This window comes from Dyella terrae (assembly GCF_004322705.1).
Taxonomy (GTDB): domain Bacteria; phylum Pseudomonadota; class Gammaproteobacteria; order Xanthomonadales; family Rhodanobacteraceae; genus Dyella_D; species Dyella_D terrae.
Genome location: NZ_SIZZ01000003.1, coordinates 318,862 through 342,427, shown reverse-complemented (window position 1 = coordinate 342,427; position 23,566 = coordinate 318,862). Strand labels below are relative to the sequence as shown.

Here is a 23,566-nt window from a genome sequence, read left to right as displayed (position 1 = left end):
CGCGGCCGGCTCAGCGGGCGGCCTGAGCGGATGAAGATATTTTCATTTTGGGGCGCCCGCGTCTCCGACCCGGGCGAAACGCAGAAGCTCAGGTGCGTGCGGGCTCGCCGACCGCCCTCGCCTCTTCCCGCGTCTCGGGCATGGTGCGCGACAGGCAGGTTCCGGGGACTTCACCGGGCTTCACCGAATAGCAGTAGAGCGTGATGCGCGCGCCATAAGCGGAATCACCGATGTCGAGGGCAAAGCCGTGCAGGCGGACGATGGCACTGACGATGCTCAGGCCAAGGCCCGAGCCGGGTGTCGTGCGGCTGTTGTCGCCGCGATAGAAGCGACGGGTGACGGCGTCGCGTTCGTCGGCGGGAATGCCGGGGCCGCTGTCAAGGATATCGATGCGCGGGCCGCGGCTGTCCATGCGCGCCTTCAGGCGAACCGTGCCGCCGTTGGGCGTGAACTTGATGGCATTGCCGACGAGGTTGGCGAGCGCTTCGAACAGCAGATGCGCGTCGCCACGCGCCCGATCCATGGCCTGTATGTCGAGCTCGAAGGGCTGGCCACGATCTTCGGCGACGGGTGCGTAAAAGTCGTGGACCTGGCGCAGTACATCGCCAAGATCGACTTCGTCAAAGCACGCGCTGCGATGGCTGTCCTCCAGCTCGGAGACGCGCAGCAGTGCGCGGAAGCGGCCGAGCACGGCGTCAATATCGGTGATCGAGGACTCGACAAGCGCGGCTTCCGGATGGCCGTCCAATTGCTGTTGCGCGCGATACAAGCGCGCGCGAAGACGCGTGAGGGGTGTGCGCAGGTCGTGGGCGATGTTGTCGCAGACGCCCTTCACCTCGCTCATCAGGCGCTCGATCTCGCTCAGCATGGTGTTGACGATGCCGGCGAGCACATCGAGCTCATCGCCGCGCCCGCTCATGGGAAGGCGCTTGGACAGATCGCCCTGGCGGATCGGCTCGCTGGCTTCCTGCAGGGCGCGAATGCGCTTTTCCGGCCCGCGACGCAGGAGGAATCCACCCAGCAGGCCGGGAATGATGGTGAGCGAGATGGCCCACAGCAACGCGCGCCACACGATCGCACCCAGACCGTCGATGGTGCTGGTGTCCTTGGCGATGACGAGCACGCGACCATCAGCCAGTCGCGTCGCCAATGCGCGCGCACGCACGGTGCCGGCGTCGCGATCCGGGCGCGGCATGCCACGGGCGAGCAGTCTTACCTGATCGTCGGGCGGGAGGTCGGCGGGCAGCTTATTGATGTTGCCGGCAAGCGCCTGGCCACCGGCGTCGAACAGGCCGACGGACATGATGCCGTGCGGATCGATGGTGGCCGCCGCGTCGACCGCGCCTGGCAGGCGCTGCATGTCGGTGGTGACCAGGTAATGCATGCGCTGCACCAGCATCTGGTCGATGACGGTGTTGAGGTAGCGCGTGGTTTCCCACTGGATGACCCCAACGAGCACCAGCCCCCATACGGCAAACAGCGCACCGTAAATGGCGATGAGGCGTGTGGTGGCGGAGCGCCAGGCGTTGGGTCGGGTCATGGTGAGGCCGTCGTGTTTTGCGCGGAGCCGACGATCATGTAGCCGGTGCCACGCACGGTGCGGATCAGCGGCGGCTGGCCCGCGCCGTCGATCTTGCGCCGAAGTCGGCCGATGTGCACGTCGATCACGTTGGTGCCGGGGTCGAAATGGAAACCCCAGACGGCCTCGAAGATCATCATGCGCGTGAGCACCTGGCCACAATGGCGCATCAGGCATTCGAGCAAGCGGTATTCGGTGGGCTGCAGGGTCAACGGCTGGCCGGCGCGGTAGGCGATGTGACGAACGAGGTCGAGTTCGAGGTCGGCGACGCGCAGGCGGGTGTCGTTCTGGGGGACGCGCCGGCGCAGCAGGACTTCGGCACGTGCCGCCATTTCATCCGGCGCGAAGGGCTTGGTGAGGTAGTCGTCGCCGCCCGCGCGCAGGCCGCGCACGCGATCGTCGACGTCGCTCAGGGCACTGATCATCAGCACCGGGGTGTCGATCTGGAGGCGGCGCAGTTCGGCGACGACGTCGATGCCGTCCATGCCCGGCAGCATGCGATCGAGGGTGATCAGATCAAACGGCTGGGCCGTGGCGCGGTCCAGCCCTTTGCGCCCGTCGGGTATCCATTCGGCCGTCATGCCGTGCACGCTCAGCTCCGCCACGATTTCGCGGGCGGTAACCTCATCGTCTTCGATAACCAACACGGTGGGCATGATGGAACCTGGTCGGCGGCGCTGCGTTCTCGCGTCCCTGCGCAAAAGCTGACGGCCCCGCATGGGGGCCGTCGGATACTAACGACTTCGCGATGATCAGGCGGCGAACAGGCCGCGCATCTTCTTCATCGCGTTGGCTTCGACCTGGCGGATACGCTCGGCCGAAACACCGTACTCGTCGGCCAGATCCTGCAGGGTGGCCTTTTCCTCATTGAGCCAGCGGCGCTGGATGATGTCGCGCGAACGCTCGTCCAGGTTACGCAGGGCCGCCGAGAGGGTTTCGAGCTGGTTGTCGGCCTGGTCGGCGTCGGCGACGTTCTCGTACGGATCGGCGCCATCGTCGATCAGGAACGCTTCCGGTGCCGGCTTGGCGTCTTCATCGGCGTCGGCCGGAGCCTCAAAACCGATGTCGCGACCGGACAGGCGCGACTCCATCTCGCGCACCGTCGCTTCCGGCACGCCCAGGTCCTTCGCCACCGTGCGCACTTCCTCGGCGTTCATCCAGCCCAGGCGCTTCTTGCTCTTGCGCAGGTTGAAGAACAGCTTGCGCTGCGCCTTGGTGGTAGCCACCTTGACGATGCGCCAGTTGCGCAGGATGAATTCGTGCATTTCGGCACGAATCCAGTGCACGGCGAAGCTCACCAGGCGCACGCCCTGGTCGGGGTCGAAACGCTTCACGGCCTTCATCAGGCCAATGTTGCCTTCCTGGATAAGGTCGGCGATCTGCAGGCCATAACCGCTGTAGCCGCGCGCCACGTGGACCACGAAGCGCAGGTGCGACATGACCAGCTTACGGGCTGAATCGAGGTCTTCCTGCTCGTTGTAGCGGCGCGAAAGGGCCTGTTCCTCGTCCTGGGTCAGCACCGGGATGCGGTGCACCGCCGAGATATAGGCATCCAGACTGCCAACGACGCTAGGAACCGGCAGGTTGGCGGTGACCAGAGCTTGAGACATGTGTGGAACCTCCTGAATTGGGGTCAGCTTAGCACTCCCGTAGTGAGAGTGCTAAAGCGCGCGGGAGTTCCCGCTGCTTTATTGAACTCAATCGTACAGGAAATAGGGACGGAAGTCCATCCGCCACCTGGGGAGCAATCAGGGTATCGGCGCCCCCATTCAAGGGCCGTGAAGCGGTGACTGATGGCAGGGGCGGCGTATCTGACTTGCTTGAGACTCAAGCCGGGAGATCGGCCCGGCGCGGCAGCGACCAGTCCACGGTGTCCTGCCCCCGTTCGGACAGGTAGGCATTGGCGGCCGAAAAGTGCCCGCAACCGATGAAACCGCGGTGGGCCGAGAGCGGCGAGGGGTGCACGCTGGTCAGCACGCAGTGCTTCTTTCGGTCGATCAGCTGGCCTTTGCGCTGGGCATAAGCGCCCCACAGCATGAAGACCAGGCCCTCGCGCTCGCGGTTGAGCGCATCGATCGCCGCGTCGGTGAAACCTTCCCAGCCCTTGCCCTGATGCGAAGCGGCCTGGCCCTGCTCCACCGTCAACACGGCGTTGAGCAGCAGCACGCCCTGATCCGCCCAGGGCAGCAGGCAACCATGATCGGGGATGGGCAGGCCGAGATCGCGATGGATTTCCTTGTAGATGTTCTGCAACGACGGCGGCGTCGGCACACCGGGGCGCACCGAGAAGCACAACCCATGTGCCTGCCCCGGGCCGTGGTACGGATCCTGGCCGAGGATCACCACGCGCACGGCGTCGAAAGGCGTGTGGTCAAAGGCGGCGAAGATGTCCGGGCCCGGCGGGAAGATCACCTTGCCATGCTGTTTCTCGTCGCGAAGGAAAGACGAGAGCGCCTGCATGTCCGGTCGCTCGAGATAGCCGCCGATGCGCTCCTTCCACGACGGCTCGATGCGGATGCGCGCGTCGTTCATACCGTTTCGCCGCGTGCGCGCAGATGCCGCGCCACTCGCAGCTGGAACAGGAGCTTGGTCATCAGGAGCTTTTCTTCGATGGGTTTCTCGACCAGGTCATTGGCGCCGGCGCGAAGCAGCGCGGCCTGGTTGACGGGATTTTCGTCGCCGGTCATCACCAGCACGGGCAAGCGGCCCTTGCTGTAGCCGTACTCGCGGCGGACGCGTTCGAGCAGGTCGCCGCCGGTGAGCTCGCCCTTGAGGCTGACGTCGGTGAGCACGATGTCGGCACCGACTTCACCCTGCGCCCGCGCGGTATCGAGCCAGGCCAGCGCGTCTTCGGCGCTGATGACGTGGCGCACGGTGAGGCCGTGTTTTTCGAGGATGCGGCGCGTGGCCAGTGCGACCACGCGACTGTCTTCCACGTACAGCACGTCACCCTGGGTGGCGCTTTCCGGATTGACGTAGCCGCGGATGAATTCAGCCAGGGCCTGGAAGCCCAGCGACTTGTCGAAGTAATCGGTGACGTGGTCGCCCAGGGTACGCCGGTGCAGGCGGTCGTCGACGTCGCCGGAAACGGCGACGATGGGAACGTAGATCTGCGGCGCGGATTCACGCACGTAGCGCGCCAGCTCCAGGCCATCCATGTCCGGCAGTCGGAGGGCGATGGTGATGAAGTCGAACGCGCCGGCTTCCACCAACTGCTGGGCTTCGGCACCCGTGCCGCAGCCGATCACCTCGGCTGCCGGCAGCTCGGCCTGCAGCACGCGGGTAATCAGCTGTCGGACCACTTTGGAACCGTCCACCACCAGCACGCGAGGCGCAGTACTGATGACGCGGTTACTGAAACCTGCACTCATTCCAAACCATCCACGCGTAACGCGGCTTCCATGCCGACGAGTCGCCGGGCACCCCCTGCGCCCCGGCTGTCCGGCCATCTTGCACCGAGTCGGCGACCGCGCCTGCGACCGGCGTCACCGGGCCGGCGAACCGTCATGCCGCTTTGCGCAATTGCCAGGCACTGACCAGGCGTGCGCCGAGCCAGCCGAGCACGGCGGCGACCACCGGCACGGCACCCAGCACCCACAACGGCAATGCCCCGACTTCAAGCTTGCCGTCATAGGCATGACTGAGTCGTGTCACGGGCTCGGCCAGCGCCATCTCCACCAGCAACGCGATGCCCGCAGCCAGCAGACCACTGATCAGACCGTACCAGATGCCGGCATACAGATAAGGCCGCCGCACGAAGGCCCGACTGGCACCCACCAGCATCAGCACGCCGATTTCCTCGCTGCGACTGGCAATGTCCACGCGCACCGTGTTGCCCACGACCAATAAGACGGCCAGGGCCAGCAAAGCGGCAAGCACCATCACTACACGGTTGCCCACACCCAGCAGCGCATCGAGTCGCTGGCGCCAGGTGCCGCTGTCCTGGACAAGATCGACGCCGCTCATGCCGCGCAGGTCCTGGACCAGGCGGCTGACGTCGTCAGCCGCCAGCCCGGGCTTGGGCAGCACTTCGAGGGCGTAGGGCAGCGGATTGCTGTCGAGCGTATGGAGTGCCCCGGAGAAGCCCTGCATCTTGGCCAGCTCATCCATGCCCTGCTGCGGCGACTTCACAGTCACCGAGGCGACATCGGCACGCTCGCGCAGCTTCGTGGCGAGCAGTTCCACGGTCGGGCCGGCCTGGCCGGTCTGCATGAACATCGAGACGGTCTGGTTCTGGCCCAGCACTTCGCCCAGCTTCTGCACGTTGCCGAGCAGCAGATAGAAGGTGAGCGGCAGCGCCAGCGCCAGCGCCATCACGGCCACGGTCAGCAGGGTGCCAATCGGGCGTGACATCAGGCGTTTGAAACTGGCCGCCGCACTCCAGGCATGGTGTTCGCGCCAGCTGGCCACCGGGCGGGCGCGGCTGCGCTCCACGCGTGGTGCATCGGCGACGATCGGCGTTTCGGTGCGAATGTCGGGCTGGACGCTCACAGCACTTCCTCCGAGGCCACGTCGGCCACCAGCCGGCCGTGATCGAGCACGATCACGCGCTTGCGCATGCGCTTTATCAGCGGCAGGTCATGGCTGGCCACGAGCACGGTGGTGCCCACCTGCTGGAACTCCGCGAACAGGCCCATGATTTCGACCGCCAGGGTCGGATCCAGATTGCCGGTGGGCTCGTCAGCGATGAGCAAGGTTGGCTTGGCCACGATGGCGCGCGCGATACCCACGCGCTGCTGCTCACCGGTGGATAGCGTGGCCGGCAGCTGACGCTCGTAAGCGAGCAGGCCGACTTTCTCCAGCGCCGCACGGACGCGGCGACCACGCTCGACCGGTGCAATGCCGCCGATCATCAGCGGCAATTCGACGTTGGCGAAGACGGTGCGGTCCATCAGGAGGCGATGGTCCTGGAACACCATGCCTATGCGGCGACGCAACTTGGGAATGCCGCTACGGCCAATCTTGGAAAGATTCTGGCCATCGAGCGTGATGAGGCCGTGCGAGGGTCGCTCGATCAGGCCCAGCAGCTTGAGCAGGGTGCTCTTGCCCGCACCGGAATGCCCGGTGACGAAAGCCATTTCGCCCGGCGCGACGTGGAAGGAGAGCTGCGACAGTGCTTCGTGTCCGCCCTCGTAGCGTTTACTGACCTGGTCGAAGCGGATCACCGCGTACCCCATTCCCTGATGCCGCACTAAAGGGAAGGATAGAGGATGCGGGCGCGAAGGTGTGCCCCTGCGTGCGAACGATTCAACGCCGATGCATCGCCAGGAGCGCGGTGCAAGGATCGGGCAAGCGAGGGAGCGGATCGCGCACCGGCCGGCACGCGATCCGCGGGCGACTCAGCGGCCGGTGAAAAGGCGCGCGAGGCGACGGAAGAAGCCCTGCTTCTTCACGGTGTGTTCGCCACCCGCATGCGGCGAGGTGATCGCCACATGGCGCGACGGACGGGCGTTGCCTTCGCCACCGCGCGACGGACGCTGCTCATGGCGGCGACCCTGTTCGTTGCGACGGGTCTGATCGCCCTGCGGCACGGCACCCTCGACCGGGGCGCCTTCGCGACGACGGCCCCGCCCGCCACGGCGACGACGGCGCTTGCGCTCGCCCTCGCCCACGGCAGCGTCGGGACCCGGTGCCGGCTGGGTCGGGCGATTCGCATCGGCAGCGGCATCGGCCGGCGCGGCCTCGGTGCGCTCCTTGTGCGGCTTGCGTCCTTCACCCTGGCTTTCGCGCGGGGGACGACCGTCACGCGGGCGATCGCTGCCACGACCACCACCGGCACTTCGGCGCGAACGACCGCCGGGGCCTTCCTTCTTCTCGCGCTGCTCGACCTTGTCGCCAAAGGCGGCGCTGTCGGCGGCAGCTTCGGCGGCATAGGTCGCGTCGATCTCACGCGGCTTGGGCATCACCAGCAGCTCGGGATCGATGTTCGAGACCGGGATGCGCTGGCCGATATAGGTTTCGATGTCCGGCAGGGACATGGCGTACAGGTCGCAGGCGAAGCTGATGGCATCGCCCTCGGCGCCCAGGCGCGCCGTGCGGCCGATGCGGTGGACGTAATCTTCGGCGTCCTGCGGCAAGTCGTAATTGAAGACATGGCTGACGGCCGGGATGTGCAGGCCGCGGGCAGCGACGTCGGTGCACACCAGCATGTCCAGCTGGCCATCCTGGAAGCGCTGCAGCAGTTTCTGGCGCTTGAGCTGCGGCACGTCGCCGGACAGCGCGCCCACGCGGTAGCCCTGGCGCTTGACGCGATCGGTGATGCGCTCGGCGGCGGCCTTGGTGTTGACGAAGACAATGCTGCGCGTCGGCTTGGTGCGCTCGAGCAGGTTCAGCAGCAGCGGCATCTTCTCTTCCTTGGACGGGAAGAAAACCTGCTGGCGAACGCGATCGGCGGTGACGTTTTCCGTCTCCACCACCAGCTTCTCGGCGTTGTGCATGTGCTCGTAGGCCAGCTCCAGCACGCGGTGGCTCAGCGTGGCCGAGAACAGCAGGACCTGGCGCTGCTCGCGCGCCGGCAGGCGGCGGAAGATGAAGCGGACGTCCTTGATGAAGCCGAGGTCGAACATGCGGTCGGCTTCGTCGATCACCATCGTCTCGACGCCGTTGAAGCCGAAGACGTTCTGCTTGTAGTAGTCGAGCAGGCGGCCGGGGGTGGCGATGATGATGTCGCAGCCGTCGTGCAACTGCTGACGCTGCTTGTCGTAGTCGACGCCGCCGTAGATCAGCGCGGTTTTGAGCCCCGTGTAGCGGCCGATGTTGCGGGCGTCCTTGTCGATCTGGATCGCCAGCTCACGCGTCGGTGCGATGACCAGGGCGCGCGGGTCGCTGTCCTTGCGCTCGGCCACGGCCGGGCGGGTCAGCAGGCGATTCATCATGGCGACCAGGAAGGCGCAGGTCTTGCCCGTGCCCGTCTGGGCCTGGCCGGCGACGTCGCGCCCGGTCAGGGCAACCGGCAGGGTCAGCGCCTGGATGGGCGTGCAGCGGGTGAACCCGGCATCGTCCAGGCCCTTCTGCAGGAGCGGATGAAGTTCAAAATTGGTGAAAAAGGTATCGGTGAGTACGGTTTCGGACATGGATGGTTATCAGCGGAGCGGGCGGCTGCCGGGCAGCCGGCCCGGTCCCGCAGCGGTCGGGGCGCGGGACGGGTGGAGGGAAGCGGCGCGGGCGCCCGCGAGCGGGCAGGCCTGGCGGCGGCCGGGATGCGCGGTGTCGCGCTTCCGGGCCTGCCGGCGCCGAGGTGACGGGCTTAAGACCCGGACAGTTCCGCTGACATAGGTGAAGCGCCCGCGAGCGCCTCACCTATGACAACGGAACTGTTCGATGCCGCCCTTGAATCGCTTGAATCGTGCCCTGAGTTACGCTGGAATGGTGTGACGCCGCAACGGCGACATACCGGATTCCCGGTCCGACCCGCGCAACATGGGCACCCCAGTGTAGCCGATGCTGGCCGCGCGGTCGTCAAACCCTTTTCCCCGCTACTTTCGGAGACCCCGGTGAGCGACCTGATTACCCATGTGACGGACGATGCCTTCGATCAGGAGGTCCTGCAGTCCGAGACCCCCGTCCTGCTCGACTTCTGGGCCGAGTGGTGTGGCCCCTGCAAGGCCATTGCCCCCATCCTGGACGAGCTGGCCAAGCAGTACGAAGGCAAGCTGCGCATTGCCAAGATCAACACCGACCAGAACCAGAAGACCCCGCGCAACTATGGCGTGCGTGGCATTCCGACCCTGATGGTGATCAAGAACGGCAAGGTCGAAGCCACCCAGATCGGCGCGGTCAGCAAGGGTCAGCTGATCCAGATGATCGACAAGGCCATTTAAGGCCTTTCGGGAGCGGAATAGGGAATCGGCAGTGCCGATCAACGGCGATTGAGACATCAGTCATGCCGGGTTCCCTATTCCCCATTCCCATCACTCCTGTTAGATTTCGAGACGCCTGTCGGGACTGAACGTCCCCCGCGCCCTCCGCGCCTTGCGCGCAACCTTCCCTCCTGTCACCAACGGCGCCCCGTGAGGTTTGCCCGTGTCTGATATCGAAAGCAAAGAACAAAACGACGCCAAGCGCGCCGAGTCGAAGCCTGCGTCCGAGACGCCGACCCGCACTCGCGCGCCGCGCAAGTCCGCCGCTGCAGCCGCAGCTGGTGCGGACGCTCCCGCCAAGACCAAGCCCGTGACCGAGGCGGCTCCGCCTCCGGCCGAGCCGCGACCCGCGCCGGCCCCGGCGCCTGCGGCTCCGGTCCAGGCTTCACTGCCGGTCGATGTGGGCCATGGCGCGCCCTCGGGCGGCGACCAGGGTCCTCGTGACGGCGCACCGCAGCAGGCTCGCGAAGGCGGCCAGCAGGGCGGTGGTGGCAACCCGAACAACCGCAATGATCGTAATGATCGCGGCCGTCGTCGCCGCCACGAGCGCAACCAGCGCGGTGGTCAGGGCGGCGGTCAGGGTGGCGGCCAGGGCGGCGGCAACCAGCAGCACATGCGCAACAACAATGGCCTGCCGGTGGACGACGAGTACGCCGATGCCGGCAGCAACGATCGCCTGATCAACCTGACCGAACTCAAGCGCAAGAACGCGATCCAGCTGCTGGAATTCGCCGAATCGCTGGGTATCCAGGAAGGCGTCGCGCGTGCTCGCAAGCAGGACGTGGTCTTCTCGATCCTCAAGGCGCACGCCCGCTCCGGCGGCGGCATCTGGGCCGAGGGCGTGCTGGAAATCCTGCAGGATGGCTTCGGCTTCCTGCGCTCGGCCGACGAGTCCTACCTGGCCGGTCCTGACGACATCTACGTGTCGCCCAGCCAGATTCGCCGCTTCAACCTGCGCACCGGCGACTACATCACCGGACGCGTGCGTCACCCGAAGGAAGGCGAGCGCTACTTCGCGCTGCTGAAGGTGGACGACATCAACGGCGATCCGCCGGAAGCGTCCAAGAACAAGATGCTGTTCGAGAACCTGACGCCGCTGTTCCCGCGCAAGGCGTTCCATCTCGAGCGCGGCAACGGCTCCACCGAAGACATCACCGGTCGCATCCTCGACCTGGTGGCGCCGATCGGTCGCGGCCAGCGTGGCCTCATCGTGTCGCAGCCCAAATCGGGTAAGACGATGATGCTGCAGAACGTCGCGCAGGCCATCCAGTACAACCATCCCGACGTCCACCTGATCATGCTGTTGATCGATGAGCGTCCGGAAGAAGTGACGGAAATCGCACGCACCGTGCGCGCCGAAGTCATCAGCTCCACCTTCGACGAACCGGCCGTGCGCCACGTGCAGGTCGCCGAAATGGTGATCGAGCGCGCCAAGCGCCTGGTCGAGCACAAGAAGGACGTGGTGATCCTGCTGGACTCCATCACGCGCCTGGCCCGTGCCTACAACACCGTGGTGCCCAGCTCCGGCAAGGTGCTCACCGGTGGTGTCGACGCCAACGCCCTGCAGCGCCCGAAGCGCTTCTTCGGCGCTGCGCGTAACGTGGAAGAAGGCGGCTCGCTGACCATCATCGCCACCGCGCTGACCGATACCGGCAGCAAGATGGACGAGGTGATCTACGAAGAGTTCAAGGGCACCGGCAACATGGAAGTGCACCTGAACCGCCGTATCGCCGAGAAGCGCGTGTACCCGGCCATCGACATCAATCGCTCCGGCACCCGCCGCGAGGATCTGCTGATCGAACCGGACATGCTGTCGAAGATCTGGATCCTGCGCAAACTGCTGCATCCGATGGATGAGCTCGCCGCGATGGAATTCATGCTCGACAAGATGAAGAACACGAAGACCAACGACGAGTTCTTCAACTCGATGAAACGCTGAGGTCCAGCCTCACGTTTCCCGAAGGGCCGGCTGCGAAGCCGGCCCTTCACGTTTTCGGGCAACGGACGAAAGGTCCGCGAAGGGCATCCTGTCGCACCTTTCGACCCCGGGGAAACGGCTGTTTTCACGCCGCGTTCAACTGATAGCATTGCCCGAAACCGACTCTAGAGCCGCTATGCGCATACTGCTTGTCGAAGACGATCCGTTGGTGGCCGATGGCATAGTCCGTGGCCTGACCGGTGAGGGTTACGTGGTCGACCACGTCGATGCCGCCGAACCCGTCTCGGGGATGATGGAGACGGCGCACTACGACCTCGCCATCGTCGACCTGGGTTTGCCCGGCGAAGACGGCCTGAGCCTGGTGCGCCGCATGCGCCGCTCAGGTAAAGCGCTGCCGCTGCTCATCGTTACCGCCCGCGACAGCCTGGACGATCGCGTCAGCACGCTGGATCTCGGTGCCGACGACTATCTGGTCAAGCCGTTTGCCCTGCCCGAACTGGCCGCCCGCTGCCGCGCGCTGATCCGTCGCGCGAGCGCTGCCGCCACCAATGAGCTGGCGATCGGCAAGCTGCGCATCGACCTGGCCGGCCGCCGCGCGATCAACGCTACCGGCGAAGCGCTGGAACTGACCCGGCGCGAATGGTCGATCCTCGAATGCCTCGCCCATCACAGCGGCAAGGTGGTGAGCAAGGAACGCCTGACCCAGGCCATTGCGGGCTGGAGCGAAGACATTTCCGGTAACGCCATCGAAGTGCATGTGTCGCGCCTGCGCAGCAAGCTCGGCGAGTCCGCTTCGATCCGCGGCATTCGCGGCCTGGGCTACCGGCTTGAAGACGCCTGAGCGCAAGCGCATTCGCCCCAGCATCCGACGGCGCCTGCTGGCCTACCTGCTGGCGCCACTGACCGTTCTGCTGGTCATTGGCGTGGTCATCGACCATCGCTCCATTGTCACGCCCATCCATGCGGCCTTTGATCGCTCGCTGGTACGTACGGCGACGGCGATCGCCGTCCAGATCCGCCATGAAGGGAATGGCAACTTCTCGGTGCCCCTCCCCGAGCGTCCGCCGCCGCCGCTTCGCGCCATGCCGGACGAGCGCATTTTCTACCGCGTCACCGATACGCAGGGAAACACGCTGGCGGGAACCGCCGGGCTCCCCATGGCGGCGCCGGATGAGGACGATTTCAGCTTCCGCGATGTCACCTACGAGGGACTTCCACTGCGCGTGGTGAGTTATCGACTGAACGTCGATGGTCACCCTCTCGTGGTGACATCCGGTGAAACCACCTTCCGCCGCGAACGCATCGTGCACCAGCTCGACCTGTCATTCGGCCTGAATGACTTCGTGCAGATGCTGCTGGTCTTCGTGTTTGCGTTGATGGGTATCGCCATCGCCACGCGGCCGCTGTATCGGCTTCGCGATCGCATCGTGGCCCGCCCGGCCCGCGTGCTCGATCCGATCGATACCGACGACGTGCCCAACGAAGTGCTGCCGCTGGTGCAGTCGATCAATACCTTGCTTGCCACCGTGCGCGATTCGGCGCTGTCGCAGCAACATTTTCTGGCCAACGCCGCGCACCAGCTGCGCACGCCGCTGACGGGCCTGAAGGCCCAACTCGAAGTGATGGTGCGCGAAACCTCGGGCACCGCGCTGCAGCCGCGCGTGGAGCAACTGCACAGCGGCATCGACCGGCTGGCGCACACGGCCAACCAATTGCTTGCCCTGGCCCGCGCCGAGCCGTCGGCCCACCGCTCCAGCCGTTTCCACAAGGTCGACCTGCCCCGCCTCATCGGCGAGATCATCAACGCCTCGCTGGATCGCGCCCTCTCGCACCACATCGATCTGGGTGCGGACTGCCAGCCGGTGCAGGTCCAGGGGCTCTACTGGCTGCTGCACGAGGCGCTCAACAACCTCATCGACAACGCCATCCGGCACACGCCTGCGGGTGGCCAGATCACCGTAAGCTGCGGCACGGTCCATGGCTGCCCCTTCCTTGAAGTCGAGGACACCGGCGCCGGCATCGCGCCGGCAGAGCGCGACAAGGTGAAGGAGCGCTTCTACCGCGGCCAGAACAGCAGCGGCGACAGCTGCGGGCTGGGCCTGTCCATCGTCGACGAAGCGGCCCGTGCCCATGGCGCCACGTTCCGCATTCTGGAGGGGCGCATGGGCAAGGGAACGCGGATGCGCATCGATTTTTCCCATCCCGCCCAGCCGCGCCCCGCCGGGAATTCACCCGGGCCGGGTTGATCGCCCACTCGCTTACGAAGCGTCTCCTTCCAAAGTTCCGAAATCGGGCACTTTGAATTTGGACCCATCACCCCCACAGTGGGTGCCGGTCCCGTGAAGGAATGCCCCTGTGTCCATACCCAGTGCCGTCAAGAGCACGCCCATCGACAGCCGCCAGCAGCTGGTCGAGTACATTGCCGCCGGGGAAAAGCCCAGGGATGCGTGGCGCATCGGCACCGAGCACGAAAAGTTCGGTTTCCTGACCGACTCCCTGCGCCCGCCCGCGTTTGACGGCGATCGCGGCATCCGCGTCCTGCTTGAACGCCTGGCCGAGCGCTATGGCTGGTCCGTCGCCCGCGAAGGCGAGAACCCGGTCGCCCTCTCGCGCGACAAGGCATCGATCACCCTGGAGCCGGCCGGCCAGCTGGAGTTGTCGGGCGCTCCCCTGGAAACCATCCACCAGACCTGTTGCGAGGTGAACAAGCACCTGGAGGAAGTCCGCTCCATCGCCGAAGACCTTGGCATGGGCTTCCTCGGCATGGGTTTCCAGCCCAAGTGGCGCCGCGACGAAATGCCGTGGATGCCCAAGGGCCGCTACAAGATCATGCGCGAGTACATGCCCAAGGTCGGTTCGCTCGGCCTGGACATGATGACGCGCACCTGCACCGTGCAGGTCAACCTCGACTTCGACAGCGAAGCGGACATGGTGCGCAAGTTCCGCACCTCTCTGGCACTGCAGCCGATCGCCACGGCGCTGTTCGCCGACTCACCTTTTACGGAAGGCCGCCCGAACGGATTCCTGTCCTATCGCTCGCACGTATGGACGGATACGGACGCGGACCGCACCGGCATGCTGGACTTCGTCTTCGAGGACGGGTTCGGCTACGAACGTTACGTCGATTACATCCTCGATGTGCCGATGTACTTCAGCTACCAGGACGGTCGCTATATCGACCTGGCCGGGCAGGACTTCAAGCGTTTCATCAAGGGCGACCTGCCGGCGGTGCCCGGCGTGAAAGCCACGATGAAGGACTGGGCCGATCACCTCACCACCGCCTTCCCGGAAGTACGCCTCAAGCAGTACCTGGAAATGCGCGGTGCCGACGGCGGCCCGTGGAATCGTCTGTGCGCCTTGCCGGCCCTGTGGGTTGGCCTGCTGTACGACGATGAAGCCTTGCAGGCGGCCTGGGATCTCGTGCGCGACTTCAGCAAGGCCGAACGACACGCGCTGCGTGACGGCGTGCCGCGCGAGGCGCTGAAGCTATCGTTCCGCAACTACACGGTACGCGAACTGGCGGCCGAAACGCTGAAGATCGCTGCCCATGGACTGAAGCGTCGCGCGCGAACCAACGGCAACGGCGCGGACGAGAGCATCTTCCTGGAGCCGCTGATCGAAATTGTCGAGGCGAACCAGACGCCGGCCGAGCGAAAGCTGGAATTGTTCCAGGGCGCATGGAACGGCAACGTCGATCCGGTCTTCCGCGAATTCGCGTACTGATCGAAGAGGGCGTGGCGCGAGCGCGTGCCACGCCCTTCAAATCCTTCGTCGTGGCGCCGCCGAAATCTGGTAGCCGTCACTGCAGTGACCCTTTCGAATAGCCATTCAGTGCTCATGGAAAGGGAAGATGATGCTCACCACTGCCACACCCAGCCTGACGCGCCCGTCGGGCGACCCCCTGCATGTGCCGGCGCTCGAATCGTTATTGAACCAGGCCACGTTGCGGGTGGACGTTGTGGCCGGCCTGGACCGTTGCGGCAGCTGGGCGGTCGCTGAGCCCGACCACGGCTGCGGGCTTTTCCATCTGGTGGGTTCGGGACTGTGCCAGGTCGAGAGCGTGGCACTGGATCGCGCCGTCCATCTGGATGCGGGCGACATGGTGGTGTTGCCGCATGGCGATGCGCATCGCCTCACCTCGCTCAACACCGCTTCGCGCATCGACTACACCACGCAGCTGATCTGCGGCGAACTTCATTTCCCGGCGCGGGCCTACCATCCGTTGTCGCACGCGCTGCCTCGCTGCTTCGTGGTCCGGGGCAAGGAATCCACCGACACTTTTCGCCAGCTGTCGACCTTGATGATCAATGTTTCCAACGGCAGCGTCTCGGGACGTCAGCTGCTGCTCAACAAGCTGGCGGATTCGCTGTTCTCACTGGCTGTATGCGACTACGCCAGCCGACACCCGGAGCGCCGCGGCCTGTTCGCCGCACTCGATGACACGCGCATCTGCAAGCTCCTCCACGCCGTGCACGATGCACCGGGCAAGCCATGGACGATGCAGTCGATGGCCGCACTGGCCTGCATGTCCCGCTCCGCGTTCGCCGAGCGTTTCACGCAGCTCATGCGCATGCCACCCATGCAGTACGTGACGAAGCTACGCGTCACCATCGCCGAACAGTGGCTGCGCGAGCGTCGCATGCCCGTCGCCCTGATCGCCGAACGGCTGGGCTACGGCAGCGAAGCCGCCTTCAGGCGCCTGTTCAAGCGCATCAGCGGAATCAGTCCCGGACGCGTCCGTTCCGATGGTCCGTTGACGCGCCTGCCGTTGCATTAAAAAAAAGGGGCCGGATGTCCGGCCCCCTTTTTCACAGGTTCACACCCGATCAGTGCCTGGCTTTCGGATCCGCCTTCAGGCCGCGGTCGATCAGCATCGGCTCGACGCTCGGATCCTTGCCGCGCCAGTCGCGATAGAGCTTGCCCAGCTCCTCGGTATTGCCGCGCGACAGGATCATCTGGCGGAAGCGATCGCCGTTCTCGCGCGTCAGGCCACCCTTCTCGACGAAGCCCTCGAAGGCGTCGTCGGACAGCATCTGCGTCCACAGGTAGGCGTAGTAACCGGCGGCGTAGCCATTGCTCCAGATGTGCATGAAGTAGCTGGAACGGTAACGCGGCGGCACGTAGGACAGGTTGATCTTGTCCTTGGCCAGCGCCTGGGTTTCAAACGTGTCGACGTCCTGGCGGCCGGCATCGGCGCCGAGCATGTGCCAGTTCATGTCGAGCAGGGCAGCGCTGACCAGCTCGGTCATGTCGTAGCCCTTGTTGAAGGTGCCGGCCTTCTTCATCTTCTCCACCAGGGCGTCCGGCATGGCGGCGCCGGTCTGGTAGTGCTTGGCGTAGTTGGCGAGGATCTTCGGATCCGTGGCCCAGTGCTCATTGAACTGCGACGGGAATTCCACGAAGTCACGCGCGGTGTTGGAGCCCGACAGCGACGGGTACTGCGAATCGGCAAAGATGCCGTGCAGCGCGTGGCCGAACTCGTGGAACATCGTGATCACGTCGTCGAACGACAGCAGCGCCGGCTGACCTGCCGCCGGCTTGGTGAAGTTGCAGACGTTGAACACCACCGGCTTGGTGCCGAACAGCTTCGACTGCTCGACGAAGTTGCTCATCCAGGCGCCGCCGTTCTTGTTGTCGCGCTTGAAGTAGTCGACGTAGAACAACGCCAGCGAGCTGCCGTCCTTGTCGAACACCTCGAACACGCGCACGTCAGGCTGGTAGACCGGGATGTCCTTGCGTTCCTTGAAGGTCAGGCCGTAAAGCTGGTTGGCAGCGTAGAACACGCCGTTCTGCAGCACGTTGTCGAGCTCGAAGTACGGCTTGATCTGGCCTTCATCGAGATCGTACTTCGCCTTGCGCACCTGTTCGGCGTAATGCGTCCAGTCCCATGCCTCGACCTTGAATCCGCCCTTTTCCTTGTCGATGACCGACTGGATGTCCTTCGCTTCGGCCTGCGCACGCGCCGTAGCGGCCGGCACCAGGTTCTGCATGAACTTCAGCGCCGCTTCGGGCGTCTTGGCCATCTGGTCTTCAAGCGCCCATGCGGCGTAATTCGGGAAGCCAAGGAGCTTGGCCTTTTCCGCGCGCAACTGGGCGATGCGCGACACGAGCTCGCGCGTGTCGTTGGCATCGCCGTGCTCGGTGCGATTCCACGACGCATCGAACAGCGCCTTGCGCGTATCGCGGTTGTTGAGCGTCTGCAGTTCCGGCTGCTGCGTGGTGTTCTGCAGGCTCAGCACCCACTTGCCGTCAAGCTTGCGATCCTGCGCGGCCTGGGCGGCGGCGGCGATGTCGGCATCGGACAGTCCATCGAGCCTGGCCTTGTCGTCCACCACGAGCGCGGCGTCCTTGGTGCCGGCCAGCAGTTTGTTGACGAACTGCGTGCTGAGCGTCGACTGCTCCTTGTTGATTTCCATCAAGCGGGTCTTGTCGGCTTCGCTGAGCTTGGCGCCCTTGTGCACGAACTTGTCGTAGTAGAACTCGACCAGGCGCTTGGATTCCGGATCCAGATTCAGCGTGTCGCGCTGGTTGTAGATCGTCTCGACGCGCTTGAACAGGTCGGCGTTGAGATAGGTGGCGTCTTCGTTGGCAGCGAGCTTCGGTGCGACGTCTTCCTGCACTTTCTGCAGCAGGTCGCTGGTGTTGGCCGAGGTCACCGCATCAAAGGCGTGATTGACACGCGACAGCAACTGGCCGGATTTCTCCAGGGCGACGAAGGTGTTTTCGAACGTCGGCGCGTCCTTGTTGGTCGCGATGGCCTTTATTTCCTCGGCTTCCTGGCGGATGCCTTCTTCGATCGCCGGCTGGTAATCGGCTTCCTTGATCTTGTCGAACGGCGGCGCCTGGAACGGCAGCGCGCTGGCGGCGAAGAACGGATTGCTCACGTTGGCCTCGGCAGTGGTGGCGCCCGTCGTGGCAGCGGCCGGCGCGTTGGCATCGGCGTCGTGGTTCTGCTGCGAACAGGCGGCGAGTGCGATGGAGGTGGCGATGGCTAGGGCGCGAAGACGGTGCATCAGGTATCCCGGGGTTACTTGGGTGAACCCCGGAATGTACCCAGTGCAGTGCGTGCTTTCCAAGGGCTGGAAGGCACAGGCGCCTGAAAATGTCAGGCGGCGCGCATGTCCCGCAGCTTCCAGTTGGGCCCGATCAGCAGGTTAAGGCGCTGCCGGACGATGCTCATTGGCAGGCCGGTGATCAGATCCACTTCGGTGTGCAGGTCGGCCACTTTCGCGCTCACCTGCACCTGCGGGTCCGTCGCACCCAGGGCGGGATCGACCTCATCGGGTTCCGCCTGCATGGCGCGCCAGCGTTCGAACAGATCCGGTCCGGCGAGCGCCGCGCGCAGGGCGTCAGCGAAATCGTTCGGTCCGGCGCCGTCGTAACTCAGCGACGGTTCCGGGCCGCGTGCATGCGCCAGGTCATCGATGGAAAGGTAGTAGTGGCTGCGACCTGCCATGAAGCACTCCTTCGTGAAAATCTTCTGTGCGCTCAAGCGAGCAGGCTGGCGATATCCAGCGTGGCCGCCGCCTGAGCCGGCGCGACGCCGTGCGGCAAGATGCCCAGGCACGGCGCGGGTAGCAGCGCGCGCAACGTGTCGATGTTTTCTTCGACGGCGTCCATCGCCGGATCGATGCGATTGCCGATCCAGCCCAGCACGCGGCAACCATCGGATTGGATCGCACGCGCCGTCAGCAAGGCGTGACTGAGGCAACCCAGTCGCAAGCCAACCACAAGCACCACAGGCAAATGCCATGCGCGCGGAATGTCGGCCGCGGAAAGATCGGGCGCCAATGGCACCAGCCATCCGCCTACGCCTTCGACGACGACTTTGTCATGGCTGGCGCACAAGGCATCAAACGCTTCACGCAGCGACTGCATGTTGATCGACACGCCTTCGTGCAGCGCGGCGATATGCGGTGACAGTGGCTCGCGCAAGGCCACGGGATTGACCAGCTCGTAAGGCAAATCGACGCTGCTCGCGCCGATCAGGGCAATCGCATCGTCATTGCGCAGGCCGTCGGGGGTGGATGCGCAACCGCTGGCAACGGGCTTCATGCCACAGGCTGATTCGCCAGCGTGGCGCAACGCATGCAAAAGGGTGCACGAGGCGTGCGTCTTGCCAATGCCCGTATCCGTACCGGCCACGAAAACCGCATTCACGCCCATGCTCCGCACTCCGATGCTACCTGGCGTTCCGGCACGCCACCGCGCCGGACACAGGCGCATAATACGTACTTTCCGCCCGAGCCCGCCCCATGTTCGAACTCTCCGCCCAAACTTACGCCAGCAAGCGCGAACACTACGACGACCTGTGCAGCCAGGTGCGCGGCATCCTCGTCGGCGAAAGCAACCTCATCGCCAATTGCGCCAATTTCTCAGCCCTCGTCTACAACAGCCTTCCCGACCTGAACTGGGCCGGGTTCTATTTGTTCGACGGGACGGAACTGGTCGTCGGTCCGTTCCAGGGCAAGCCCGCCTGCGTACGCATCGCCATCGGTCGCGGCGTGTGCGGCACGGCCGCCCAGACGCGCGAGACGCAACTGGTGCGTGACGTGCACGCCTTCGAAGGCCACATCGCGTGCGACGCCGCGTCGAACTCCGAGATCGTCGTGCCGCTGGTAAAGGCTGACGGCACATTGCTGGGCGTGTGGGATGTCGACAGCCCGCGGGTCGCTCGCTTCGACGACGAGGATCGCGCGGGAATGGAAGCGTTGTGCGCGGTGTTTATGCAGACGCTGTGAGACCGCGCCTTTGGCGCTGTGAACAGTGAACGGAAAAAGCAAAGCGCACGGTCGCTTGAGCGTGCTCTTCTCCGTTCACCGCTCCGCGTAGCGGGCGTCCTCACAGGGCCGCGTCAGCGGCCCGGCCTCACTCCGGACGCTCGGTGCGCAGCAGCTGCACCACCATGTTGCGCGCCTCGTCGACGCCTGTCCCAGCCTGCGATGAGAACACCTGGGCGGTCGCCTGCAGACCTTCGCTGGCGAACTGCTTGCGCATGGCGGCCAGCGCCTGCTGCGCCTGGTTGCGCGACAATTTGTCCGCCTTGGTCAGCAGGACATGGCACGGCAGATGGGTATGGAAGCAGAAATCGAGCATCATCCGGTCGAATTCCTTCAGCGGATGGCGGATATCGACGATCAGGACCACGCCCCGCAGGCTCCGGCGGTGGTTCAGGTAGGCGTCGATTTCCTGCTTCCAGTGCTCGCGCAGGGGCTCGGGGACCTTGGCATAGCCGTAGCCGGGCAGATCGATGAGGCGGATATCCAGCGGGGCCTGGCCCTCGTCACCCTTCAGCGGGGGCAGCGAGAACGCCACCATCTGCTGGGTGCGCCCGGGGGTCTTGGAGGTGCGCGCAAGGCCCTTGTGGCCCGCAAGAGCGTTCAGGGCGCTGGATTTGCCAGCGTTTGAGCGGCCGGCGAAGGCGACTTCGGCGCCCTGGTCGGACGGCAACTGATTGATGCGATGGGCTGCCAGAATGAACTGGGCGCCCTGGAGCGGATTGGGGGTCATGGAAAGCAACTTTGTGGTTTGACCGGCTGTGGCGCGGCAGGGATAATTCCAAGGTTTCTGCCAGTTACGGGCGTGCAACCGCCACGCACCGTGCAGCCATAGCAGTTTTTCTGGAGACAAGTGTATGAGTTTTCGGCCCGCTGGTTCCCGGCCCGCTGTTTTTGGCTACGTCGTAGCCCTCGCCTTTGCGCTGTCGGCCAGCGTGGTCGTGGCGCAGGACGCCAAGCCCGCCGCCGCCGCGACCGCTGCGCAGCCGGCTGCTGCCGCCAGCGCCGAGAAGGCTGCGGCCCCGGCCGCCGAGGCGACCGCCAAGGTCAAGCCCGGTGACGCCACCGCCGGTGCCGGCAAGGCCGCCGCCTGCGGCGCCTGCCATGGCATGGACGGCAACTCCAGCGACGCCCAGTACCCGAAGCTGGCTGGCCAGAGCGAGCAGTACATCGCCCACCAGCTCGCGCTCTTCAAGAGCGGCAAGCGCCAGAACCCGATCATGATGGGCATGGCCGCCCCGCTGTCCGAGCAGGACATGCATGACATCGGCGCCTATTTCTCGACCAAGACCGCCCTGCCGGGCGTGGCCGACGAAAAGCTCGTCGAGCTGGGCCAGAAGCTTTACCGCGAAGGCGATTCCACCCGTGACATCCCGGCCTGCATGGCCTGTCACAGCGTCGACGGCCGCGGTAACCCGGGTGCCATGTACCCGCAGCTGACGAGCCAGCACGCCCAGTACATCGAAGCCACACTCAAGGCCATGCACGACGGCACCAGCTGGGGCGACGACGCCCACGCCAAGATCATGCCGAGCATTGCCCAGAAGCTTGAGGTCAAGGACATCCAGGCACTGGCCAGCTACATCGAAGGCCTGCACGCCGCCGAAGGCGCCAGCACCAAGCCGGCCACGCCCTGATCGACAACGCCGGCCCTGAGCCGGCGTTGTTGTTTACACGCCTACGAAACATCCGAGGTCACTCCATGCTGAAGCGTTTGCCGTTCCTCTTTGCCTCCCTGCTGGTGCTCAGCGCCTGCGGCAACAACAGTGAGAACGGGGGCAACGCCGCCCAGCCGACCACGCCCGCCCCGGCAGCCACCGCGCCGGCACAGCCCGCCGCACCGGCCACCACGCCAGCCCCTGCGACTGCATCCACCGCGGCCGCCACCCCGGCCCCGGCCAGCACCGCTGCGGCTCCGGCCGCCCAGGGCCCGGCACAGCCGACGGCCGAACAGGCCGCCGCCGCTCAGGCCTTCGTCGACGACGGCACCTGGGTCGAAGGCAAGCACTACGTCCGCATCGACCCGGCCCAGCCGAAGATGACCGATACCACCAAGATCGAAGTGATCGAGGTGTTCTCGTACGGCTGCCCGTCCTGCAACAACTTCCACCCGATCATCGACCAGTTCGCCAAGAGCCTGCCGGCGAACACCGTGATCACCTACCTGCCGGTGTCGTTCATGCCGCAGGAAAACTTCCCGATGTTCCAGCGCGCCTATCTCACCGCGCAGGCGCTGGGCGTGGCCGACAAGGCCAACGACGCCATGTATGACGCCGTGTGGAACTCCCGCGAACTGAGCGCCTACAAGCCCAACGGCACCGGCCTCAAGGGCATCGGCAACCTGCCCACGCTCGAAGACGCCGCCAAGGTGTACGCCAAGTACGGCGTGGACCCGAAGGAATTCATGGCCGTGGCCAATTCCTTCGCCATCAACACCAAGGTCAAGCGCGCCGATGAACTTGTGAAGTCGTATGGCGTCGAAGGCACGCCGACGCTCATCATCGACGGCAAATACCGCTTCGACGCCGTGTCCGCAGGCGGCTACACCAAGGCGATCGATCTGGCCCGCTGGCTGATCGCCAAGGAAGCGGCAGGCAAGTAAGCACTGTGCGGCGCCCCGGCGGCGCCCGACTCCCGGAGAAGACCCAGCATGTTCAAGCGTTTTGCCCGTCTGCGTATCCTCGCCCTGCTCGGCGGCCTGGTCCTGGCCAGCGCCTGCACCGCGGCCAACAACGATGCTGCCGCGCCGTATGCCGATGGCACGCAGTACGTCACCATGCCGGGTGCGCCGCAGCGCTACAGCGCCGAGGGCAAGGTGGAAGTCGTGGAGGTGTTCTCGTACGGCTGCGTCCATTGCGCCCATTTCGCGCCCATGGCCGAGGAGATGCGCAAGCAGCTGCCGGCCGGCGTGGTGTTCAAGATGGTCCCGGCGGCGTTCAGTGACCAGTGGGTGCCCTACGCCCGCGCGTTCTACGCCGCCAAGAAGCTTGGCGTGCTCGACGCCACTCACCTGGCGCTGTTCAAGGCCAAGTTCGACGAGCACTACCCGATCTCCACGCTGGACGAGCTGGCCGATTTCTACGCCTCCAAGGGCGTGGATCGCGCGAAGTTCATGAGCATCGCCAGCTCGGACGAAGTGACGGCCCAGATCAAGCACGACGGTGAAATGCTGCAGAAGTGGGAAGTTGACGGCACGCCGACCATCATCGTGAACGGCAAGTACCGCTCCAGCCAGGTCAAGAGCCTGGGTGAACTGTCTGCCATGACCCTGTGGCTGGCCAATCGCGAGCTCGGCACCAAGTAAGGTGTCTCGCGGTGCCCCGCACCGATGTCGATGATATGTCTCGCGGGGACCAGCCCAGGCTGGTCCCCGCGTTCACATGGGGGAAGGCATGCTGCTTGAGCCCGCGCC

At 65.3% G+C, this 23,566-nt stretch carries 22 protein-coding genes; 10 read left to right on the top strand and 12 right to left on the bottom strand.

Translation table 11 applies throughout. The annotated features are described in order from the left end of the window. Positions 1 to 88: 88 nt before the first annotated feature. The 8 genes from EYV96_RS16940 to EYV96_RS16905 form a co-directional block, all read right to left on the bottom strand. Positions 89 to 1,540, bottom strand: coding sequence for a sensor histidine kinase (locus tag EYV96_RS16940; RefSeq protein WP_131152748.1), 1,452 nt, complete (start codon positions 1,538 to 1,540; stop codon positions 89 to 91). After that, a complete protein-coding gene (locus EYV96_RS16935) occupies positions 1,537 to 2,235 on the bottom strand; it encodes a response regulator transcription factor (RefSeq protein WP_131152747.1) in 699 nt (232 codons plus the stop codon). Before EYV96_RS16935 ends, EYV96_RS16940 begins: the two co-directional genes overlap by 4 nt. 96 nt (positions 2,236 to 2,331) lie before the next feature. Further along, complete coding sequence (rpoH, locus tag EYV96_RS16930; protein ID WP_131152746.1) at positions 2,332 to 3,189, bottom strand: RNA polymerase sigma factor RpoH; 858 nt, start codon at positions 3,187 to 3,189, stop codon at positions 2,332 to 2,334. 217 nt (positions 3,190 to 3,406) lie between these two features. Then, positions 3,407 to 4,111 (bottom strand): uracil-DNA glycosylase, encoded by a 705-nt coding sequence (gene ung / locus EYV96_RS16925; protein ID WP_131152745.1) that lies wholly within the window; start codon positions 4,109 to 4,111, stop codon positions 3,407 to 3,409. Beyond that, positions 4,108 to 4,950 carry a response regulator gene (locus tag EYV96_RS16920; RefSeq protein ID WP_131152744.1) on the bottom strand — a complete coding sequence of 281 codons (843 nt, stop codon included), beginning with the start codon at positions 4,948 to 4,950 and terminating at the stop codon, positions 4,108 to 4,110. The genes ung and EYV96_RS16920 overlap by 4 nt, the downstream gene beginning before the upstream one ends. Before the next feature lie 133 nt (positions 4,951 to 5,083). Continuing rightward, entirely contained in the window at positions 5,084 to 6,034 is a 951-nt protein-coding gene (gene ftsX, locus EYV96_RS16915; protein WP_425478755.1) for a permease-like cell division protein FtsX, read from the bottom strand. Between the two features lie 32 nt (positions 6,035 to 6,066). After that, entirely contained in the window at positions 6,067 to 6,756 is a 690-nt protein-coding gene (gene ftsE, locus EYV96_RS16910) for a cell division ATP-binding protein FtsE (RefSeq protein WP_205746193.1), read from the bottom strand. 162 nt (positions 6,757 to 6,918) lie between these two features. Further along, positions 6,919 to 8,652 (bottom strand): DEAD/DEAH box helicase, encoded by a 1,734-nt coding sequence (locus EYV96_RS16905; protein WP_131152742.1) that lies wholly within the window; start codon positions 8,650 to 8,652, stop codon positions 6,919 to 6,921. Positions 8,653 to 9,072: 420 nt separating this feature from the next. Between EYV96_RS16905 and trxA the strand changes: the two genes are divergently transcribed. The 6 genes from trxA (at position 9,073) to EYV96_RS16875 (ending at position 16,154) form a co-directional block, all read left to right on the top strand. Next, positions 9,073 to 9,399: a thioredoxin TrxA gene (gene trxA / locus EYV96_RS16900; RefSeq protein ID WP_131152741.1), complete on the top strand. Its 327-nt coding sequence runs from the start codon at positions 9,073 to 9,075 to the stop codon at positions 9,397 to 9,399. A 202-nt stretch (positions 9,400 to 9,601) separates the two neighbouring features. Further along, positions 9,602 to 11,377 carry a transcription termination factor Rho gene (gene rho, locus EYV96_RS16895; RefSeq protein WP_131152740.1) on the top strand — a complete coding sequence of 592 codons (1,776 nt, stop codon included), beginning with the start codon at positions 9,602 to 9,604 and terminating at the stop codon, positions 11,375 to 11,377. A 175-nt stretch (positions 11,378 to 11,552) separates the two neighbouring features. Continuing rightward, on the top strand, positions 11,553 to 12,218 hold the full coding sequence (locus EYV96_RS16890; RefSeq protein WP_131152739.1) for a response regulator: 666 nt from the start codon (positions 11,553 to 11,555) through the stop codon (positions 12,216 to 12,218). Next, positions 12,205 to 13,623 (top strand): sensor histidine kinase, encoded by a 1,419-nt coding sequence (locus EYV96_RS16885; protein WP_165488713.1) that lies wholly within the window; start codon positions 12,205 to 12,207, stop codon positions 13,621 to 13,623. Before EYV96_RS16890 ends, EYV96_RS16885 begins: the two co-directional genes overlap by 14 nt. Before the next feature lie 109 nt (positions 13,624 to 13,732). Then, entirely contained in the window at positions 13,733 to 15,100 is a 1,368-nt protein-coding gene (locus tag EYV96_RS16880) for a glutamate--cysteine ligase (protein ID WP_131152737.1), read from the top strand. A 127-nt stretch (positions 15,101 to 15,227) separates the two neighbouring features. Next, positions 15,228 to 16,154 carry an AraC family transcriptional regulator gene (locus EYV96_RS16875; protein WP_131152736.1) on the top strand — a complete coding sequence of 309 codons (927 nt, stop codon included), beginning with the start codon at positions 15,228 to 15,230 and terminating at the stop codon, positions 16,152 to 16,154. A gap of 49 nt (positions 16,155 to 16,203) precedes the next feature. Here EYV96_RS16875 and dcp read toward each other — a convergent pair whose 3' ends face one another. The 3 genes from dcp to bioD all read right to left on the bottom strand — a co-directional run bounded on the left by dcp (position 16,204) and on the right by bioD (position 19,543). Then, a complete protein-coding gene (gene dcp, locus EYV96_RS16870; RefSeq protein WP_131152735.1) occupies positions 16,204 to 18,390 on the bottom strand; it encodes a peptidyl-dipeptidase Dcp in 2,187 nt (728 codons plus the stop codon). A gap of 92 nt (positions 18,391 to 18,482) precedes the next feature. Then, a complete protein-coding gene (locus EYV96_RS16865; RefSeq protein ID WP_131152734.1) occupies positions 18,483 to 18,833 on the bottom strand; it encodes a hypothetical protein in 351 nt (116 codons plus the stop codon). Between the two features lie 32 nt (positions 18,834 to 18,865). After that, positions 18,866 to 19,543 carry a dethiobiotin synthase gene (gene bioD, locus EYV96_RS16860; RefSeq protein WP_131152733.1) on the bottom strand — a complete coding sequence of 226 codons (678 nt, stop codon included), beginning with the start codon at positions 19,541 to 19,543 and terminating at the stop codon, positions 18,866 to 18,868. Between the two features lie 89 nt (positions 19,544 to 19,632). Here bioD and EYV96_RS16855 point away from each other — a divergent pair, with 89 nt between their 5' ends. Then, positions 19,633 to 20,118 (top strand): GAF domain-containing protein, encoded by a 486-nt coding sequence (locus EYV96_RS16855; RefSeq protein WP_131152732.1) that lies wholly within the window; start codon positions 19,633 to 19,635, stop codon positions 20,116 to 20,118. 127 nt (positions 20,119 to 20,245) lie between these two features. On the opposite strand, the gene yihA is transcribed toward EYV96_RS16855, so the two are convergent. Next, entirely contained in the window at positions 20,246 to 20,887 is a 642-nt protein-coding gene (yihA, locus tag EYV96_RS16850; RefSeq protein WP_131152731.1) for a ribosome biogenesis GTP-binding protein YihA/YsxC, read from the bottom strand. A 124-nt stretch (positions 20,888 to 21,011) separates the two neighbouring features. On the opposite strand from yihA, the gene EYV96_RS16845 reads away from it, so the two are divergent. From EYV96_RS16845 to EYV96_RS16835, 3 genes are all read left to right on the top strand, one after another. Then, positions 21,012 to 21,791, top strand: a complete 780-nt coding sequence (locus tag EYV96_RS16845; protein WP_131152730.1) for a c-type cytochrome — start codon at positions 21,012 to 21,014, stop codon at positions 21,789 to 21,791. Between the two features lie 65 nt (positions 21,792 to 21,856). After that, positions 21,857 to 22,756 (top strand): thiol:disulfide interchange protein DsbA/DsbL, encoded by a 900-nt coding sequence (locus EYV96_RS16840; protein ID WP_131152729.1) that lies wholly within the window; start codon positions 21,857 to 21,859, stop codon positions 22,754 to 22,756. A 48-nt stretch (positions 22,757 to 22,804) separates the two neighbouring features. Beyond that, complete coding sequence (locus EYV96_RS16835; RefSeq protein WP_131152728.1) at positions 22,805 to 23,458, top strand: thiol:disulfide interchange protein DsbA/DsbL; 654 nt, start codon at positions 22,805 to 22,807, stop codon at positions 23,456 to 23,458. The last annotated feature ends 108 nt before the right edge of the window (positions 23,459 to 23,566 follow it).

Excerpts from the sequence above, each read along its gene's own strand:
- EYV96_RS16905 (WP_131152742.1), bottom strand. The coding sequence starts at position 8,652 with ATGTCCGAAACCGTACTCACCGATACCTTTTTCACCAATTTTGAACTT.
- EYV96_RS16865 (WP_131152734.1), bottom strand. The coding sequence starts at position 18,833 with ATGGCAGGTCGCAGCCACTACTACCTTTCCATCGATGACCTGGCGCAT.
- EYV96_RS16890 (WP_131152739.1), top strand. The coding sequence starts at position 11,553 with ATGCGCATACTGCTTGTCGAAGACGATCCGTTGGTGGCCGATGGCATA.
- rpoH (WP_131152746.1), bottom strand. The coding sequence starts at position 3,189 with ATGTCTCAAGCTCTGGTCACCGCCAACCTGCCGGTTCCTAGCGTCGTT.
- ftsE (WP_205746193.1), bottom strand. The coding sequence starts at position 6,756 with ATGGGGTACGCGGTGATCCGCTTCGACCAGGTCAGTAAACGCTACGAG.
- EYV96_RS16840 (WP_131152729.1), top strand. The coding sequence starts at position 21,857 with ATGCTGAAGCGTTTGCCGTTCCTCTTTGCCTCCCTGCTGGTGCTCAGC.
- ung (WP_131152745.1), bottom strand. The coding sequence starts at position 4,111 with ATGAACGACGCGCGCATCCGCATCGAGCCGTCGTGGAAGGAGCGCATC.
- EYV96_RS16835 (WP_131152728.1), top strand. The coding sequence starts at position 22,805 with ATGTTCAAGCGTTTTGCCCGTCTGCGTATCCTCGCCCTGCTCGGCGGC.
- EYV96_RS16935 (WP_131152747.1), bottom strand. The coding sequence starts at position 2,235 with ATGCCCACCGTGTTGGTTATCGAAGACGATGAGGTTACCGCCCGCGAA.
- dcp (WP_131152735.1), bottom strand. The coding sequence starts at position 18,390 with ATGCACCGTCTTCGCGCCCTAGCCATCGCCACCTCCATCGCACTCGCC.
- EYV96_RS16855 (WP_131152732.1), top strand. The coding sequence starts at position 19,633 with ATGTTCGAACTCTCCGCCCAAACTTACGCCAGCAAGCGCGAACACTAC.
- yihA (WP_131152731.1), bottom strand. The coding sequence starts at position 20,887 with ATGACCCCCAATCCGCTCCAGGGCGCCCAGTTCATTCTGGCAGCCCAT.
- EYV96_RS16845 (WP_131152730.1), top strand. The coding sequence starts at position 21,012 with ATGAGTTTTCGGCCCGCTGGTTCCCGGCCCGCTGTTTTTGGCTACGTC.
- bioD (WP_131152733.1), bottom strand. The coding sequence starts at position 19,543 with ATGGGCGTGAATGCGGTTTTCGTGGCCGGTACGGATACGGGCATTGGC.
- EYV96_RS16940 (WP_131152748.1), bottom strand. The coding sequence starts at position 1,540 with ATGACCCGACCCAACGCCTGGCGCTCCGCCACCACACGCCTCATCGCC.
- EYV96_RS16920 (WP_131152744.1), bottom strand. The coding sequence starts at position 4,950 with ATGAGTGCAGGTTTCAGTAACCGCGTCATCAGTACTGCGCCTCGCGTG.
- EYV96_RS16875 (WP_131152736.1), top strand. The coding sequence starts at position 15,228 with ATGATGCTCACCACTGCCACACCCAGCCTGACGCGCCCGTCGGGCGAC.